At 65.9% G+C, this 18,316-nt stretch carries 8 protein-coding genes and 1 pseudogene; 6 read left to right on the top strand and 3 right to left on the bottom strand.

Translation table 11 applies throughout. From position 1 onward, the window contains the following. Positions 1-28: 28 nt before the first annotated feature. Positions 29-1,936, bottom strand: a complete 1,908-nt coding sequence (locus tag C2L80_RS10500; protein ID WP_239938918.1) for an MDR family MFS transporter — start codon at positions 1,934-1,936, stop codon at positions 29-31. A 1,851-nt stretch (positions 1,937-3,787) separates the two neighbouring features. Between C2L80_RS10500 and C2L80_RS10495 the strand changes: the two genes are divergently transcribed. Then, entirely contained in the window at positions 3,788-5,332 is a 1,545-nt protein-coding gene (locus C2L80_RS10495; protein WP_087198546.1) for a helix-turn-helix transcriptional regulator, read from the top strand. 222 nt (positions 5,333-5,554) lie between these two features. Then, positions 5,555-7,213, top strand: a complete 1,659-nt coding sequence (locus C2L80_RS10490) for an FAD-dependent oxidoreductase (RefSeq protein WP_103263178.1) — start codon at positions 5,555-5,557, stop codon at positions 7,211-7,213. Between the two features lie 265 nt (positions 7,214-7,478). Here the strand turns inward: C2L80_RS10490 and C2L80_RS10485 are convergent, their stop codons facing one another. Next, positions 7,479-7,907, bottom strand: a complete 429-nt coding sequence (locus tag C2L80_RS10485) for a universal stress protein (protein ID WP_087198548.1) — start codon at positions 7,905-7,907, stop codon at positions 7,479-7,481. Positions 7,908-8,273: 366 nt separating this feature from the next. Next, a complete protein-coding gene (locus tag C2L80_RS10480) occupies positions 8,274-14,006 on the bottom strand; it encodes a hypothetical protein (protein ID WP_129589943.1) in 5,733 nt (1,910 codons plus the stop codon). A 627-nt stretch (positions 14,007-14,633) separates the two neighbouring features. Between C2L80_RS10480 and C2L80_RS10475 the strand changes: the two are divergent. From C2L80_RS10475 to C2L80_RS10470, 4 genes and pseudogenes are all read left to right on the top strand, one after another. Beyond that, positions 14,634-15,587, top strand: a pseudogene (locus C2L80_RS10475) (FAD-dependent oxidoreductase); the annotation flags it as partial. 36 nt (positions 15,588-15,623) lie between these two features. Further along, entirely contained in the window at positions 15,624-16,031 is a 408-nt protein-coding gene (locus C2L80_RS14590) for a hypothetical protein (protein WP_275668757.1), read from the top strand. A gap of 385 nt (positions 16,032-16,416) precedes the next feature. Further along, positions 16,417-16,566, top strand: a complete 150-nt coding sequence (locus C2L80_RS14060) for a DUF5679 domain-containing protein (protein ID WP_169999058.1) — start codon at positions 16,417-16,419, stop codon at positions 16,564-16,566. Positions 16,567-16,584: 18 nt separating this feature from the next. Beyond that, entirely contained in the window at positions 16,585-17,352 is a 768-nt protein-coding gene (locus C2L80_RS10470; RefSeq protein ID WP_087198550.1) for an aquaporin, read from the top strand. The last annotated feature ends 964 nt before the right edge of the window (positions 17,353-18,316 follow it).

The following is an 18,316-nucleotide window of genomic DNA, read 5'->3' as shown; positions in this document are numbered from 1 at the left end:
TTGTATATGAGACAGCCGATGCCCCGCCCTATGCGTCGTCGCCGGAATGGCCACCGTGGTCGACGCTCGTGGCCAACGGGTGCTCCTTCAGCGTGAGCATGAGGACGAACCCGACGATCAGCAGCGGCACCACGTACAGGAAGATGGGCACAAGCGCATCGGAATAGGCCGTGGCGATAAGGCCCTGCTCGGGCTGGGCGAGGTGCCGCACGTATTCGGGAGTGATGCGGTTCATGTTGATGTTGTCCACGCGCGGCAGCTGCGCGGCCAGGTCGGCCGCCAGCCGCGACGTGAACAGAGCCCCCACGAGCGACGCACCCAGCGTAGAGCCGATCTGCCGGAAGAAGTTGTTCGCCGCCGTAGCCGTGCCCACGATGGCGTGGGAAAACTCGTTCTGCACGATGAGCACAAGGATCTGCTGCCCCAGCCCGATGCCGAACCCCAGCACGAACAAAAACGCGCCCGCCACAGGAAGCGGCGTCCCCGGCGCGAGGCGCGACAGCAGCACGAACCCCACCGCCGCCACCGCGCACGACGCGATGGGCATCCATTTGTAGCGGCCCGTCCGCGTGGCCAGAAGCCCCGCACCCACCGCCGTGACCAGCACGCCCGCCATCATGGGAAACGTCATGAGGCCGGCCTGCTCGGGCGCGAGGCCGTCCACGATCTGGAAGTACGTGGGCAGATACGACACCGTGCCCATCATCCCCAGCATGATGAACATGCCTGTAACGGTGCACACCACGAAGTTGTGATTTTTGAAGAGAGACAGAGGGATCACGGGCTCCTTCGCGCGCCGCTCGACGAGCGCGAACACCACGGCCATAACCGCGAACAGCGCGAACAGCGCGATGATCTGCCACGACGCCCAGGAGAACAGCGTGCCGCCCCATGCCGTGGCCAACACGAGCGACGAAACAGACACGGCCATCGCCATCATGCCGGCCGCGTCCACCGGCGGCCGGTCGGCGCGACGCGCGGGCCGCCTCAAGAAGAACGCCACGGCCGCAATGGCCAGAAGCGCGAGCGGGATGTTGAAGGCGAACAGCCAGCGCCAGCCCGTCACCTGCACGAACCACCCGCCCAAAAGCGGCCCCACCACCGTGGACACCGCGAACACCGAGCCCAAGATGCCCATGTACTTGCCGCGTTGCCGGGGCGGGATGATGTCGGCGATGGTGGCTTGCGAAAGGATGATGAGCCCGCCGCCGCCCAAGCCCTCCACGGCGCGGCCCGCGATGAGGCCATCCATGCTGGGCGCGAGCCCGCACGTGGCCGATCCCACGATGAAGACGGAGAGCGCCACAATGAACAAGTGCTTGCGGCCGAACAGGTCGCCGAGCTTGCCGTAGACGGGCATCATGATGGTGGATGCCAGAATGTAGGCCGTCGTCACCCACTGCATGTGGTCGACGCCGCCAAGGTCGCCCACGATGGTGGGCAGCGCCGTGGCCGTGACCGTCTCGGACAGCGTGGACACGAACATGGCCAGCATGAGGCCCGCGAACACGGCGGCCACGCTGGTCGTGCGGGCTGTATCGGCCGCGCCGGTTGCGCCGGTCGCGGTAGTCGAGGTGGTCGTGCGGGTTGTGTCGGTTGCTGAGGCCACGCCGGTCGTGTCGGCTACGGCAGTTGCGTCGGCCTCGTCGGCTCCGGCGGTCGCAGGGGCCGTGCCGACCGTGGCAGCCACGGTGGTTGCGGAGGCCGTGCCGGCTGCATCGGTCGGGTCGGCCGCGGCAGTCGCGGTAGCCGTACCGGTTTCGTCGACCGCGAAGGGCACGGGGGCCGTATCGGCTGCAGCAACCACATCGTTCGCAGAGGTTGCGCCAGTCGCAGCGATCGTGCTAGCCGCCTCGGATGCGTCGGCTGCGGCAGCCATGCTGGCCGCGGCGGTCGCGGAAGTCGCATCGCACGACGGTTTATCCGACTTGCTCATCGCTCCCCTTTCGCTCCGTTTCTATCGGACGCGTCGAGTATGATGTCAGCCGCCGCCTTCGCGAAGGCGGCGACCCCAGCGGAAACCGTACCGTCATTCCCGCGCCACGCCCCTGTTCGCACGCGGTCGCACCGCGCACTCGCGGCAAAAGAGCCGAGGGAGGCCTCGAACGCACGAAGATCACCGCCGTGAAGCCCTGCGCCGCCGTCGCAGCAAGATCATCCGTCGGAGAAACCCCAGGCAGCACCCCGTGTTTCCCGCCACACCGACTCCGCGCTGCCCCCAATGCACGTCAAAAGAACCTCGAAGCGGTTCCGTGCGCTCAAGGCCGCCCTCGCACAAAGCGAGACGAAGGGAACGAAGCGAGACGACATGTCCCGCACCTACGTCTACGTTAAACCAGAATTGACACGAACTCATGTTTGCCAATCCTTGAGCCGGGTTTGCTCTGGCCGGAGTTTCGGAAGGCCCCCGCCCGCCCGACGGGCGGGCGGGGGCTCCTGCGGTGTTGGCGGAACCTCGCCCCTCGGGCCGATCTGGCCTGTATCAATCTTGGCTTAAAAGAGACACGCCGGTGTGGTAGCACGAAATCACGGTTAAGAACGATTTTTCTGTCCTCTGGAGGAGCGTTTTCGGAGAAACGCCAGGTCGTGAAATTCGATCTGATCGAAAAATCGTTCTTAACCGTAATTTTGCGCCAGAGCCTTCATTGCCTCTGTTAAACCGAGATTGATATAGGCCAGATCGGCCCCGCCGCGCGCGGATCGCCCAGACGCCTCGGAAGCCCCCTATCCACCAGGCGGGGGCCTTGCGGGGCGCCCGGCCGGAGGGGTCCGGCTCGGAGCTAGAAGAACATGGGTTCGTGTCAATCCTGGTTTAACATAGACCTTCATTGCCTCTGCGTTAAACCAAAATTGACACGAACCTGCGCTCGCCGATCTTCGAGCCGAGCCTATCCTGGCCGGGCTCGACATCGGGAGGGCGCAAGGCGCATCGGTCGCGGTTCGGCACAGACGTCGGCCCGAAGCGGCACGGATCGCGCCTTGCGCATAGGCGGCCGAGCGCCCTCCCGTCCCGGCGAGAGCGTTTCCCCAGCTCGGGATCCCCGCCGGAGCCGCCGCCGGCCCCACGGGGCGCTTTTCCGGAGGGAAGCCTATGCGCAAGGCGCGATCCGTGCCGCTTCGGGCCGAACCCTGCGTCAAGCCAGGGTCGGCAGGGGCCGGGTCGGCCCGGCGGGCGAGGCCCCGTCGGCGCAGCATGAGGCCCCGCCCGTCGGGCGGGGCGGGGCCTTCCGAAGCGCTGACGAGGTTTTGCCCGGCGGGCTGACCCGGCCTATGTCAAGCCGGGATCGGCAAAGGCCGTGCACGTTCGTGGCGGGTTTTGACGGAAAACCGCGTTCGCGCGCTTCGCCTTCCGTTAGGTCGAAAGCGGGTCGATGCGCTAACCAGGGGAAACGATGAGCCGCTTCGCCGCCGTCTCGTCGCGGCCCTTTCCGAATGGCGGTTTCCCGTCATTTCCCGCCACGAAAAGCGCCCGTCCACGCGCCAAGAGCCGCCAGGCCCGCGCCCGCGCGTCCGCCAAAGCCGCCGAGCCGCACGCCAAGGATCGCCGGATCCGCATCCGCGCGCCCGCCGAGCCGCACACCACGGCGGCTCGGCAGAGAGCGGAATACATCGGCGACCTCGAAGCAACAAGGATCCGCAAGCCTTCCGAGAACGGAGCATCGTCCCCATCCCTTGTCGCATCACGCAACCTCCTTGAGGAAACGCCCGAAACACGGACTCGAAACCCCTACCGCATCGAGGGGGGGGGGCTGGTAGAATACGATGGACAGCCACGGAAGGAAGCTCTATGGACGAAGGCTCGACAAGCGCCCTCGACAGGCAGCGCACGCAGGGGACAAGCGTTGTCGGTTACGGCATCATATGCGGCCTCACGTTCCCCCTCATGATCTCAAGCACATTTCTGCAGGAGATGAGCCTATCCCACGGCGCGGGCGATGCGTTCGGTGCCTTGTTCTTCCTCGCGTACTCGCTCACGATGGCGTTCACCGCGCTCACCGCACTCGCACGCCTATCCCACCGCACGCGAAGTCACCAATTGCGCATGGCGGGAGCGTACGCAGCAGTCTTCATCGGCAACCTTCTCATGCTGGGACGTACAACCGGCATCATCGAGGGCGGCTGGCCGTACGCGTTTTTCGCCTCCAGCACCATCGGCTATGGGCTGGCCACAACCGAACTGGGCTGGATGACACGCATCACGACGCTTCACGAAAACGGTCAGCTTTCGCTCGCGCGCACAGTTCCACTCGCCTTTCTGTGCGGAGGGGGCATAGCGGCACTCATCTTCTACGCCTCGGGAGCGACCGAGATCCTGTTCGCCCTCGTCATCATCGTCATTTCGGCGGCACCGCTCATGCAGCGGCAGACGTTCGAAGAAACCGATAGCTCATCGGCCTTTTTGGAAGGCGGCGCGGGCGATTTTGTGAAAGCCGTTTTGTACTTGGCAGTGTTCTCGTTCGTGTTCGGCGCGGTGAGCCAAGTCGCCACGAAAGCGGAAAGCGCCGTGCCCATCGAAACGCAGGCGGTCACAGGCATCCTGGCAGCCGCCGCGGCCATGCTCGCGCACGCGGCACGGCGCAAAAGAGCCTTCGCGGCAAGCGACCTATACAACATGCTGTTCCCCGTCGTAGCGCTTGCACTCGTGGCACTGCCGTTCATTACCTCCCCCGGACTGCACGTGGCAGCCACCACGCTGGTGTTCGTGGCATTCTACCTGACGGGGATGAACGCCCGCGTCTCCGTGTGCCTGCTGGGAGGGCACGACCATGTGTCTGTTCGGGTGTATGTGGGTGCAGCGTTGGCGATTTCAGGGTCGCTCATCTTGGCAGGGGTGCTGTTCGGCTCGTTCGTGCTGACGCAGGAGGTGCCGACCGGGGGGCTTGCGCTCGTGTCGCTTGTGTCGCTGTTCGTCCTAGCTCTCAGCCCGGTGCTGACCGCGCGGATCGAACGGCGCCGCGCGCGATCCGCTTCGATGTCGAACGAGGAGCGCGAACCCGTCGCCGCGTCAGCCTCGGCCGATGCTACGGCCGCTTCGACGAAACCCGTCAGTCCCGCCCCGGCCGCAGCACCCGTCGCGACCTCCGATGTCCTCGCATTGCAAACCGACTTGCTGCGTCGCTTCGCCGAACATCACGGCCTCACCCCGCGCGAAGCGGACGTGCTCGTGCTCCTTGCCCAAGGCCGCACGCGCACCTACATCGCCGCGGAGTTGGATCTATCGCCGAACACCGTCAAGGGCTACATCCGCAACATCTATCAGAAAAGCGACGCAAGGGACAAGCAGGACCTTCTCGACCGCGTGGAGCTGTTCGAACGGCGAAGCCAGTCATAATCCCAGCTCAAACGACGGAAATTGAAGCGTTGCGCCGAAGAACCACCCAAAGTGGAGGGTCGCGCGGAAACGTCGAAGCGCGCGCCCATGCGCCCCGCCCACCCACTTTGGGGCTGACAAACGCATCGCCCGTCCCCGATGATGCCTCCTGCAAGCTGGGTCGCTCCGAAAAGAGGATCGCGCTCAGCTGACCGTGTTCCATTTTCCGAGAAGGAGGACCGCATGACCGACCAGGGGAACAAGCAAGCAGCCAAGCGCAACGCGCGCCCCGAAACCACGCCCGAACACGTCGAGAACCCTGCACGTCCGGGCCTGAGCCGCCGCGCCTTTGTGCTGGGGCTCGGCGCATCCGCCGCCTTCGTGGCCGGAGGAAGCCTCGCCGCATGCACACCGCAAACAGGCGCGGGAACAGCCTCCACTGCAAGCCCGAACGCCAACAGCAACGGCACCGGCAACAGCCCGAGCGCATCTGCGGACGCCCCCGACACCATTCAAGCCGCTGCGGAAAAGCCGGCTGACAAGCAGGAGACGAAAGACGCCGATCTCGTGGTGGTGGGCAGCGGCATCGCCGGCATGAGCGCGGCCGTGGAGGCCTCGCGCGCGGGCGCTAAGGTGATCGTGCTCGAGAAGCACACCGTCACCGGAGGCGACTCGTCCATCTGCTCCGGCAACTTCTACTGCTGCGGATCGAAGAAGCAAGACGAGCTGGGCTACACCGACTACGGCACGCCCGAAGAGATCGCGCAGTTCTACTTCGACCAGTCCGACGGCGACGCCAACATGGACATCTGCCGCCTAGTGGCCGAAAACGGCGGCGAAGCCATGGACTGGCTCGTCGAAATGGGCTGCGACTTCGACAAGAAGCCCGAAGAGGGCGCCACCGACCGCTCCATGCTGTCCACCACCGGAGGCAAGGGGCTGGTGGACACCCTCATCGCCGAGGCCGAGAAGAACGGCGTCGAGCTCATGATGGAGACGCGCGCCGTCGAGGTGATCATGGACGACGGAGCCGCAACCGGCGTGAAGGCGCGCCAAGGCTCCACGGAGTACGTCATCAACGCGAAAGCCGTCATGCTGGCATGCGGCGGCTTCGACGGGCAGGATTGGTCGAAGGAGCTCTACGCCCCCGGCGCGGTGGGCTGGCACACGTTCTCCAGCCCCAGCAACACCGGCGACGGCATTGAGCTGGCACGGCAGGCGGGCGCGATGGTGCTGCTCAAGGGCGGCCTGTCGCAGATCCACCTGGTGGGCCACGAGCCGTTGCCGCTCAACGACGAGCTGAGCTCGCTGCGCATGGTGAACACCGGCGTGTTCGTCACCGACCTGGGCTACCGTTGCGCGAACGAGTCTATGACCAGCCAGTTCGACTACTTCACGCCCTTCGTGCAGAGCGGGCGCAAAAAGTTCTTCATCATCTGCGACTCGCAGCTTCCCGAAAAGCGCCTGGAGCTTGTCAAGAAAGGCGTGGAGAAGGCCGTTGTGAACACGGCCGACACCATCGAGGCGCTGGCCGAAGAGGCGGGCCTGCCCAGCTACCCGCTCGTCAAAACCGTTGAGAAGTACAACGCCCTGTGCGAGGCCGGCGAGGACGCCGACTTCCACAAGAAGCCCGAGGACCTGCAGGCGCTGACGCAGGCCCCCTTCTACGCCATCCAGATCACGCCGAACACGAACGACTCGTTCGGCGCGCTTGCCATCAGCACGAAAGCCGAAGTGCTCGACGAGAACCGCCAGCCCGTGCCCGGCCTGTACGCCGGTGGCACCCTCGGCAACGCCGAGCTGTTCTACCTGCGCTATGCCGTGAGCGGCGCGTCACTGTGCATGGGCACCGTCACCGGCCGCATCGCCGCGCAGTCGGCGCTCGAGTACGCTAGGCTGTAGGCCAAACGGCCTTACAAGCCCCGTACGACCCTTTCGTGCAGGAGGACCCTTTGGCGGGTCCTCCTGCACGTGCACAACGGTTCGGAATGCAACACAGAACGAATCTGTCCTTTGTTTCTTTGCCCCCTGGTCATACGAAGGCACCCTCATGCGCCGAGGCCACCGGAGTCGCCCAACGCCCGCACACGCGACCACCACGCCGCACGTGCGATGACAGTCCGGCAGAGAGCGGAATGTGGCAATATCCCCGTCCCTTTGTCACACCCTACTTCACCACGAGCACGGGAATCTTCGACGCATGCAGCAGCTTGTGGCTCACGCTGCCCAGGTATTCCTTGAAGCCGCTCAGGCCGCGGTTGCCCACCACAACTAAATCGTAGTCGCGCTGATCGATAAGCTTGATGATCTCGGTGGCGGGGTTCGTGCCCGTCAGAAGCAGCGAGTCGGTGCGCTCGGCCACAGGCCCCAAGTCTTTGGCGGCGTTGGCCAGAAGGTCCTCGCCGTCGGAGATCATCATGTCGAGGATGTCCTTGAAGCTGGCCATCTGGCTCTCGTCGAGCAGCGGGATGGGGACCACGTACACGATGTCCATATGAGCGTCGGGGTTCGGCTCGATCAGGCTAGCCGCCATTTCGAGCGCACGCTTCGCGCCCTCGGATTCGTCGAACGCAACGAGCAGCTTGTTCACAGCCATTCTCTGCCTCCTTGTCAACCGAGGCGGGCGGGATTGCACCGCCTCAACGCGAATCCAACACCTGCGCACTTCGATTTCGCATCTTCAGTATAGAACTTTCGAGAGCAGCCCGCCACGGCGAAAGCAATAAGTGGTGAATACGTTGCCCCTCTGCGCCCTGGAAGGATCGCGCAATATGCAGGGCAGACGCCAGAGTGTATGCCATAGCGTCTGTCAGAGGAAACAAACCGTTCGCGTCCCAAAGCTCAGCGGGAAGCTCCGAAGCACATCGGCGCTTCCCGCTCGCAAACCTCATCTACCATGCGCCCTATGACACTTCATGCGAAGTCATCGGATGCCAATGGAGCGCATAAGGCAAATCCCGCGCTACCTGTGGCACCGCGCGCGGCGGACGGCGAGCGCGCCGGACGCGGCGGCTGCGACGGCCAGCAGCGCGGCGACGAGCGCGACAGACGCATCACCGGTCGAAACAAGCCGCGCCGGCACGGCCGACGTCCCGCCCTGACCATCGGCAGACGGCCGCCCGTCGGACGGAAGCCCGGCGGGCGGCTGGCCGATCTGGCTCCACGAGCCCGCAAGCGCCACGTCGGCATCGGGCATGGCGGCCACCACGCCGCCCGAAGCGGACACGCCCGCAGGAGACGCGACACGCCAACCGGAGAACTCCCAGCCCTCGAGCGAGACAGCGGGCAGCTCGACGGGCGCGCCGTAAAGCGCCTCGACGGCATCGGGGGTCGCCGGAGCGCCCTCGGGCACCTCGCCCTCATAGGAGAACGTCACTTCATGGACGTTGCGCGCGAGGTACACGGCCAGGCGCAGCGACCCATCGGCGACCACTGTGCCGGACAGGGCCTCGCCCTCGTGCCCCGCATCGTGATGGAAGCCCTCGGCGGGCAGCAGCGCGGCAACGTCGGCCGAAACCTCCTCGCCCGCATGATCCAAGAACGGCACGCTGCGGGAGGGCGATTGCGGCCACGAGCCGTCCGCGCCCTGCTCGTACACGTCCACCGCCCACGACGCAAGCGGCGTTTGCTCGGCGGTGACGGCCTGCGTCGGCGCGCTCGCGAAATGCGCCGCCGTATAGCCCTCAAGGCCGCAGGCGTTGCCCGCGCCGTCCGACCAGCCCACGCGGAACTCGTAGGTCTTGCCTAGCTCGGCGGTGTATTCCCACGCGCCGGAAGCGCCCTGGGCAAGCGTCGCCGGCTGCCACGCGCCACCGTCCACACGCACCTGGTACAGGCTCGCGCCGCCCTCGCCCACAAATGCCGCGTCGAAGCCCGCGAACGTCCCGGCGTCCGGTCCCGGCTCATACGACAGAACGGGTACGGCCGCGCGGTTCGGAACCTCGATGGCCCCGGAGGATGCCAGATCCTCGCCGCCCACACCCACGGCAACGGCGGCGAGCGTCGCATGCTGCGCGTCCAGGCCGACGGCGGCGACGTCCGCCACGCTCTCGGCGGCACGCCCGCCGCCCTGCGCGCCGTCTTCCGCAGACGCACCCGCAAGCGGCAGGGGCGCGATTGACACGCTCACCTCGCCGGACCCCTCATGGCGCGACACGTCCCACGACACGGTTTCCACCTCGTAGTCGAAGTCGAAATCATCCTGCGCGGGCGCGCTCGGACGCGTGGCCATCGTCGCGGCGGCAGAGCGCTGGCCGGCCTCGTACACGGCGTTTTCGGCATGGCCCGCATCCACGCCGTAGCGCGTGTTGGGCGAAAGCCCGTCCGCCGACGTGCCCTCGGCAACCGCAAGCGAACCCGCAGCGCCCTCGCCGCTCTCGGCAGCGACGCCGTAGGAGACGGGCGGCTCGTAGCCGAAGCTGCCGAACGCGCCCGGGATGGTCGCGGACACGCCGCCCCATGCAAGCGCCGTGTCCGTCGTGGCATCAACGTCCTGCGCAGGCTGCTCAGGCGCGGGAATCTCGGCGGTGGGAACGCGCACCAGCGTGACGCTCGGGTGCGCCTCGCTCGACGCCACCGTGCCGCCCGCCTTGAGCGTCAGTTCGAAGGCTTTGCCCATGTCGGCCTCGCCGGCAGCGCGCAATCCCCCGTCGGAGAACAGCATGACCTCGACGGGACGCCAGTTGTTGTCGGGATCGTACGCCGCAGCGCCCGTCTCGCCCATCACCCACGAGCGATACGACCAATCGCTTTCCGCATGGGCCGCATCCTTGGAAGGCAGCCACACGCTCGCGTCGTTGGCGTACATCCACGGGGTGCCCGTGTCGAACAGGCGCAGCTGCGCGGAGGGCTCAAGCGTCTCGCCGCCTGCGCGCACCGTGAACGTCACCGTCATCGCGTCGCGCTCGTCGCCTGTGATGCGCTCCACGACAGCACCCGACGCGTCGCGCACGGACACGCCCTCAAGCTGCCAAGCGGAAGAATCCAGCTTCGCGCCGCCTTCCTCGGCCACGGCAAGCCCCATCTTGTCGGCCAGCTTGGCCGCGGAGGGCACCCCGCCGTCGGTCAGCTCGTCAACGGCGGCAGAGCCAAGCGCGGCGTAATCGTGGGCGGCGGCGATATGGGTCGCGCCCTGCGCCGCCTGCGCGCGCACATCAAGCGACACGTCGAAGGCGGCCGAAAGCCCCTCGTGCGCAGCGCCCGTCGTGTCGGTGTACCTCCATGTGAGCGTAAGCGCGCCCTCGTACACGCCCACGTCAAGACCGGCCTTGACGGTTGCCGGAAGCGCCACCGCAGCATCGGCCTGGGCGATTTTCGCGCCCTCGAGGGCCGATGCGTCAACCGTCAGCCAGTCGGCGGGGTCGCCTTCGGCGGCCTCGAACGTCGCGCCCGTGAACTCGATGGCCGGCTCCGACGCGAACGGCTCATCGTGCGTCACGCCATGCGCCTCGTCGTGGGCGAACAGGTCGGCCGCCGCGAACGCCAGCTCGCCCGATGCGCCCTGGGCAAGCGAATCCGCCGAGGCGAGCGCGGGCAGCGTCGACGACGCCAGGCTCACGCCGGCGTTCTCGATGCGCGCCACTAGGTCGGCCTGAGCCGTAGCCGCAACCTCGTCGCCGGTGGCCGGATTGCCCTCGTCGGGGTAGGGACGGTCGGGGTTGCCCTCGCCCACCGACGGGTCATCAGGGCGCGACTGCGCGCCATAGGCCGCCTCGAGGTTGGCCTCCACCGACTTGGCGGCATCCCAGCGATACTCGGGGTTATCAAGCCCCAAGCCCTCGCGCGCGGCGAAGAAATAGCCCGAGAACACGGAGTTCCCAGCGCGCTCGCCCACGCCGATGGACGATGCGGCCCCGGGCGCCACGAGGCGCGGGGAGAACCCTGTGCGCGCAGGCGTGAGCAGGCTGCGGCGCGCCTGGGCGCCGTTCTCGTTCGTCCAACCGGTTCCGTGATCGGCGTCGGAGAGGCCGAAAGACAGCCCGTAGACGCCCTGCACCTCGCGATACACCACGCCGAAGGTGACGGTGTCGGCATCGCGCCAGCTTGCCGCGTCGCGCGTGCCGCCCTCGGCCTTCAACCACGCGGAAGGCGTTAGGTCGCGCACGTTGCCCAGATGGGCGGCCACCTGGAAGTCGCGGTAGCCGCTGCCCTGCGCCGGGTCGGCGGCGTTGGACTTCAACGCCCAGGGGTCGCGCACGTATCCCGTCCAGAAGATATCCTCGGGGTCGGTCGCCTCGTCGGGCGCGACGCCGCCCTCGAACACGCCGTCGTCCCAGTTCTCAAGCGGGGCGATTTTCGTGTAGACCGTCTGGGAGAACGTGACCAGCTGCACCGTGGGCAGCACGCCGCCCGTGCCCTCGCTCGTCGCGTAATCAAAGCCGGATTCGTGGTCGACCGCCCAGGCGACGCGATAGTCGCGCTCTGCCAGCGTGGCGATAACACGCCCGCCCTTACCCACGTCGGGCACCTGCGTATAGGAATAGCAGGCGTCGCCCTCGGCGAGCAGCTCGCGCTCGCCGCCGCCGGCCGGCTCGAACTCCAGCCTCGCGACGTCGTATCCGGGCGTCTCCCACGTGCCCTCGCCCTGCGCGAACCTCGGCAGCGCGTACGAGCCGCCCTCGGCCACCCAGCGCGTGGGCGCGCCCTCGGCGCGCAGCGCATGATGGGCGTCGTTCTCGACGGCGTACAGGCCGGCGCCCTCGAAGCCAACCGAGCCGTCGGCGGCGAGCGCGCCCGCCGCCTCGTCGCCCATCGGAGAGCCGGCCTCGTCCTCGAAGGCGAAGTCGACGCTTACGGCACTCTCCACCTTCACGGGCGTCGCGCGGCTCGCGAAGCGCCCGTCCTCCTGGCTCGCGGCCACGCGCACCAGGATCTCGGCGCCGGCGGCCTCGGTCCAGCTCCCCTGGGTGTGCCCCACCCACGTCTCGCCGCCATCGTGGCTGTGCTCGAAGTAGGCGTTCGGGATGTCGCTCTGAGGCGCGATGACCGCCTCGCCATCGCCGAAGATGAGGGGCGTTTCGACCGTCGGCGCCTCGGGGCGCGAAGGCACATCCTCGGCCACGACGGGCTTGGTGGGAGGCATATAAGTTTCCAGACCACTGTTAAACTTGGTTCCCATCAAATAACCGAGCATTAGAACCCACTTGTCCGGATCGGTCACATAGGGTTTCAGGCGCTCGATGGCCCATCTATCGAAAAACAGCGACACGTCGCTTTCGCCCTGCGGATCGGCCCATGTCCCGGAACCGCTATCGAGCGCAGCAGTGAGGGGCACGGACGCGTTGAGGGCGGAATGATAACTGGGTTCGAATCTTATGGAGCCGGAGATACCCACGTCCTTGAGGGCAACCGTGTCCTCCACGCCGCCGACACTCGCGTCACCGCCCATGAATGCCTCACTCATCGAGACACCCTCGGGAAGCCATATCTCATCACTATCGGGGTCGAATACCCTGCTTATATACGCGCCGTCAATCCTCCATGAGAACGTGATGCGCTCGTTCAGATAGTCGATGGAGGGAGGTTGCGAGAATTCGTCGAAACAGCCCTGCACATGGGAGGTGTTGAGCCACATGCCCTGGACGTTTTGCGGTAGATATTCTTCCTGCGCATTGCCGACACCTCCGTGGCCACCAGCTCCCGCGAACACGAACGTGTTCCCGGATCCGTCGTTGAGGGGGAGTATCGAGCGGCCGCTTTCGAATTCGATATCGCCGTCAGACGTCTCGTACCAGTAGTATGTCCCGTCCTCGGCAACCTTCTCGCCATCTTTATACAAGTCGAATGTCAAACCGTACAGAGCCATATGGGTATTGAGAAAGCCGTCCATGGCAGCCTTGGTATCGATGCGCACCGTGCCACTCCAAATGCCATTTTCGGTCGACCCGGAGACAACCTCGCCAGGGCCGCCCGGCGAGCTGCAAACCTCCGTCACCTGGTTAATCCAGTAAGTCCCAATGCTCGTGATGCGTATCTCGTCGGCATCGGGGCATTTGTCGCTCGACAGCGAAAGGTGCAGGTAGTAGTCCTCAAGGTCAAGCCAGTCCGGATTTACCTTGGAAGGACCGGGGACGATATGCAGCGCGGTGTTGTACCTGCCATCGAAGATGCTGTTCACAGGATCGGGCGCGTCGTAGATAATCTCGTCATAACGTCGCCCATCCGCAGTGACCTGGTAAAGCTCATGGATGTTGATTGTGGAGTAGTAGTCTTCCGACTGAGGATAATCGTCGGGGGAAAGAAATGGGTTATCCTCGGCGCGCGCAGCATCAGACATTGCTGAATCGGCGCTTCCGGCCTCATCGGCACCCTGACCAGTCGCCCCATCCGTCGCAAGCATGGACGAGGCATCGCCTTGCGCATCAAGCGCCTTGCCCTCACCTGCAGCAACATCGGCTTGGCCGTCGGAATCGCCGTACTTGAACCCGGAATCTTGCACGGGATTGGAATCGCCGGATTGCGCCGCGTTATCGGCGGCATCGGCTTGCCCTTTCGACGGAAGAGCGGAAGTGTCGTTCGAGGGTTCGGATGCGGCCTGCGCCCCATCGCCGTCATCCGCGCCCTGGCCGGCGTTTGCCGCCGCATCGGCGGCATCGAGCGTCACCTGCTCGCATGAGGGAACGCCGCCCTCGGATGCCGCATCGGATGCGGCTTGCGCCGTCTGCGGCACAGATGGCGCGGCGTCGGCCCGCCCCATCGCGGGAAGGGGCATCAGACCAAGGCAGAGCGCCGCGGCAAGCAGCGCAGAGAAGAACCTGCTACCCCCCCCCCTTTCCTTCTTTTCGTCTGGCTCCCTGCCATCTCTTTTCCCTTTCTGTCTCAATTGCAAAACCGAGCCCCGGCGCTCCCAAGCGCCGCGCACGGAAACGATACCCGCATCATATCAAAGCAAAATCGCATTTACATCCCCCCCCCCCCCAAAAAAAAAGCCCTGCGAGATCAAAATCGGCATGGTCGGCATGATGGCGCGGGCACCTGGCACGTCGCGACGCCGGGGCGCACGGAACCTCGCGAGCCAACGGCGCATCGCGGCGACCAACACCGGCAGCGACCCGGCAGGGCCGAAAACGCCGCCGATTGGGAATTCGAGGCATCCACGATGCCGGGAGGGCGTGACAGGGGCGTGGCGGCGGGACGGGGATGATGTCACATTCCCGAAGGGCTTACGACGTTTCATCGTTTGCGCAGAATGTGACATCATCCCCGTCCCGCTGTCACGTTTACGCTTTCCCTACAACTTGCTTACCACTTCGGCGCGGTTTTCACACGCAGACGCCCATCTTCGAGCATCCTCCTACCATAGAGCGCGGCGCTCGCCGACGCAGGGCAGACGGTCGCCGTCGTCGAGCGCTCCGACGCCATGTTCGGCGGCGCGTGCGTGAACAACGCGTGCATCCCCACGAAGGCCCTCGTGCAGTCGGCGCGCCTGTCCGCAGCCGAGGGAGGGTCGATCGTGCAGCAAGAGCAGCGCTACGAAGCGGCCGTCGAGCACATGGACCGCATCCGCAAACGGGCACGCGAACGCAACTACCACTCGCTTGCCGACCGCGACCGTGTGAGCATCATCATGGGAGAAGCCTCGTTCTCGGGCCCGCTGCAGCTCACCGTCGCCTCAGACGAAGGCGAACGCACGCTCTCGGCTGATCGCGTGTTCATCGACAGCGGCTCCACGCCGAAGCTGCCGCCCATCCCCGGCATCGACAGCCCGCGCGTCCACACGAGCAGCTCCCTCATCGACGTGCAGACGCTGCCGCGTCAGCTGATCATCATCGGTGGAGGGTTCGTCGGGCTCGAGTTCGCCTCGCTGTACGCCGATTTCGGCGCGCAGGTGACCGTTCTGCAGCGCGGGCCGGCCATCCTCGAAGGCGAGGACGACCAGATCGCACACGCCGTGCGCGCCAGCTTGGAGGAGCGCGACATCGAGATCGTCTGCAACGCGGAGGTCGAGCGCATCGACGACGAGCACGACCAGGTGCTCGTGCATGTGCGCGTCGGCGAACGGCGCGACGAGCGAGATGGCGAAAGCGCACTAGGCGAGAACGCACCGAGCGGAACCGAAGACGAGGGCGAAGGCGAAGGCGGCACGAGCCCCGACCGCGAACTGCGCCTTCCCGCCCACGCGGTGCTCGTCGCCACCGGACGCGCGCCGAACACGGACGGCCTCAACCTGGATGCCGCCGGCATCGCGCGCAACGAGCGCGGCGGCATCGCAGTGGACGAGCACCTGCGCACGAGCGCGCCCAACGTATGGGCGCTGGGCGACGTCACGGGCGGCCCGCAATTCACCTACCTTTCCTACGACGACTTCCGCATCGTGCGCGACGACGTGCTGGGCGACGGCCTCCGCACCACCGAGAACCGCGGCGCCATCCCGCGCTGCACGTTCGCGCATCCCCCGTTCGCGCGCATCGGCATCACGGAACGCGAGGCGCGCGAAGCCGGATTCACCGTGCGCACGGCCACGCTGCCTGCGGAAAACATCTCCCAAGCGAGCATTCTGCAGGACGAGACGGGCCTCATGAAGGTCGTGGTCGATGCGGAGTCCGACCTTGTGCTGGGCATGGACTTGTTCTGCGAGGATGCCCAGGAGCTGGTCAACCTCGTGAAGATCGTCATGGACGCGCGCATACCCGCCACCGCGCTGCGCGATGCGGTGTTCACGCACCCCTCCATGACCGAAGCGTTCAACAACCTGATCGCCGCTTTGGGCGATCCTTCGTGATGGCCTTCCAAGCGCAAAGCGGGCGACTGCGGCAAAGATCGCGACAGGGCAGACGCGCGAAATCTCTGTTAGGCCACCGTCGACAGAGGCCACGTCGCATCGCCGCACGCAGCCCGCTTCCGCGTTTCGGAAGGCCCCGCCCATCCAACGGGCAGAGCCTTCCGAAACGTGGAACGCGGGATCAGAGAGGACTCGGCCCGAGATCCGACGAACGCGAACTCATGTTGACGGCAATTCAACAGAGAGCGCGCAGATATCCTCTCTTCGGTGTTCTCGTCAAGCACTTAACTTATTTTTAAGAGCATTGACGTGGGGTTTCCCTCATAAGAACATGGGCGTACCAATTCGCAACGCACAAGTATCGGAATTCGGAAAAGGAGCGATCATGGCAATTGAAGCGTACTGCATGAAATGCAAGGAGAAGAAGACGATGAAGGATCCCGTCGCGAGCACGACGAAGAACGGCAAGCCCATCACGAAGGGCACGTGCCCCGATTGCGGGAGCACGATCTGCCGCATCGGCGCCGCCCAGTAACGGGGAAGAGGGGTTCGCATGGAGGCGTCGTCTTTGAAGAAGTACGGGGCAGAGGCGTTCGGCACGTTCGTGCTCACGCTGTTCGGGTGCGGAAGCGCCGCCGTGGCAGGCGCAACGTTGGGCACCCTCGGCATCGCGATGGCGTTCGGGCTGTCCATCGTGGCCATGGCGTTCGTCATCGGCAACGTGTCGGGCTGCCATATCAACCCCGCCGTGTCGCTGGGCCTGTTCTTGGACGGGCGGTTGTCGGCGAAAGACCTGATCGGCTATTGGATCGCCCAGTTCGTCGGCGGCATCGTCGCCGCAGCCGCGCTGATGGCCATCATCGGCATGTGCAACCTCGGCGGCGTGGTCGCCACCGGCCTGGGCTGCAACGGCTACGACGCGGCCTCAACGGTGGGCCTCACCGCCATTGGCGCCGTGATCGTGGAAATCATCCTGACCTGCGTGTTCGTGCTGTCGGTGCTGGGTTCCACCGCCGATGAGCGCACGGCTCCCTACGCAGGGCTCATCATCGGCCTCACGCTGGCGTTCGTACACATCATGGGCATCCCGCTCACAGGCACGTCCGTGAACCCGGCGCGCAGCTTCGGCCCTGCGCTCATGATGGCCGCGTCCGGCGATGCCACCGCGCTGTCGCAGGTGTGGGTGTTCATCGTGGCGCCGCTCGTAGGCGCGGCATGCGCTGCCGGCATTTGGGCCGCGTTCAAGCAGAAGGCGTCTGCGGCGAAGCCCGCCGCTGCGGCAAACGCCGTCGCAGACGACGAGGCCTCCGCGCAAGCGTAGCCGACGGGACGACGAGGCGATGCGCCGGGTCGATCGAGCGCGTCGCAAGCCGAAGGAGCGATACGCGCTTCCACGGCGGCCCTTGCAACAAGGAAGCGCTACGCGGAAACGCGGGGGGCGCGTCTGGATCGCCAGACGCGCCCCCCGCTGTTTGTTATGAGGCGCGCCCCCGCCGTTCCGACCTGCCGGAAGGCTTGCCGCAACGGCAAGGCAGGCGGCGAGCGGTTGCGGAGACGCGCTGTGGTCGAGAGGAGCAGAGGCGCGCACGGCGGGAAGCGCGCTACGAGTGAAGGCGCAAGAGCGCGCACGGGCAAGGACGGGCGTAAAGCCGTCGAGCCAAACGCGGCAAACGGGGTCGAAGGCGCAGCTCCGACAAAGACGCAACGCTGACCGCTGCCGACCGCTGCCAGCTGCCACAGGGGAGAACCCCGGAGACGCGCACGAAACGACGCATGACAGACGGACGGAAGCACGCGACAAACGAAGCGCAAAGATGCGCACAAGGCAGCATGCGGGAGTCGCGCGCGACGAGCGAAGCCGAGACGCGCGCAGCAGGGGCTCGCACGGCAGGCAGAGCGACGCAGCGGGAGCACATGCGGCAGGAGCGCGCGGCAAGCAAGACGCGCTCAGAAGGCAACTACACCGAAAGCGAGCGGAAACGCGACCGGCAAGAACAGCACCAATCGCCACCTCGCCCCAGCATGAACGCTCCCTTCGGTGTTTCACGTGAAACATTTGTTCTTATATCGCACGTCATTGCGACAAGTGTTTCACGTGAAACATCTCGGAAAGCGCAAAGGCACTGGAAAGCCTCCCTTTTCCCCACCCCTCATCGCAGAGAACGCGGAGCAGCAGGGCCGACGAAGTCGAAAAGCGCCACGAAACGACACGGGACGGGCGGTCGCGAATGCCCGAGCATCCGCAGGATCGAGAAAACGGAAGAGAGGGGGGGGGGAGGGGGAAG

The organism is Rubneribacter badeniensis, assembly GCF_002899695.1.
Lineage (GTDB): Bacteria > Actinomycetota > Coriobacteriia > Coriobacteriales > Eggerthellaceae > Rubneribacter > Rubneribacter badeniensis.
This window is presented reverse-complemented; position numbering and strand designations above follow the sequence as displayed.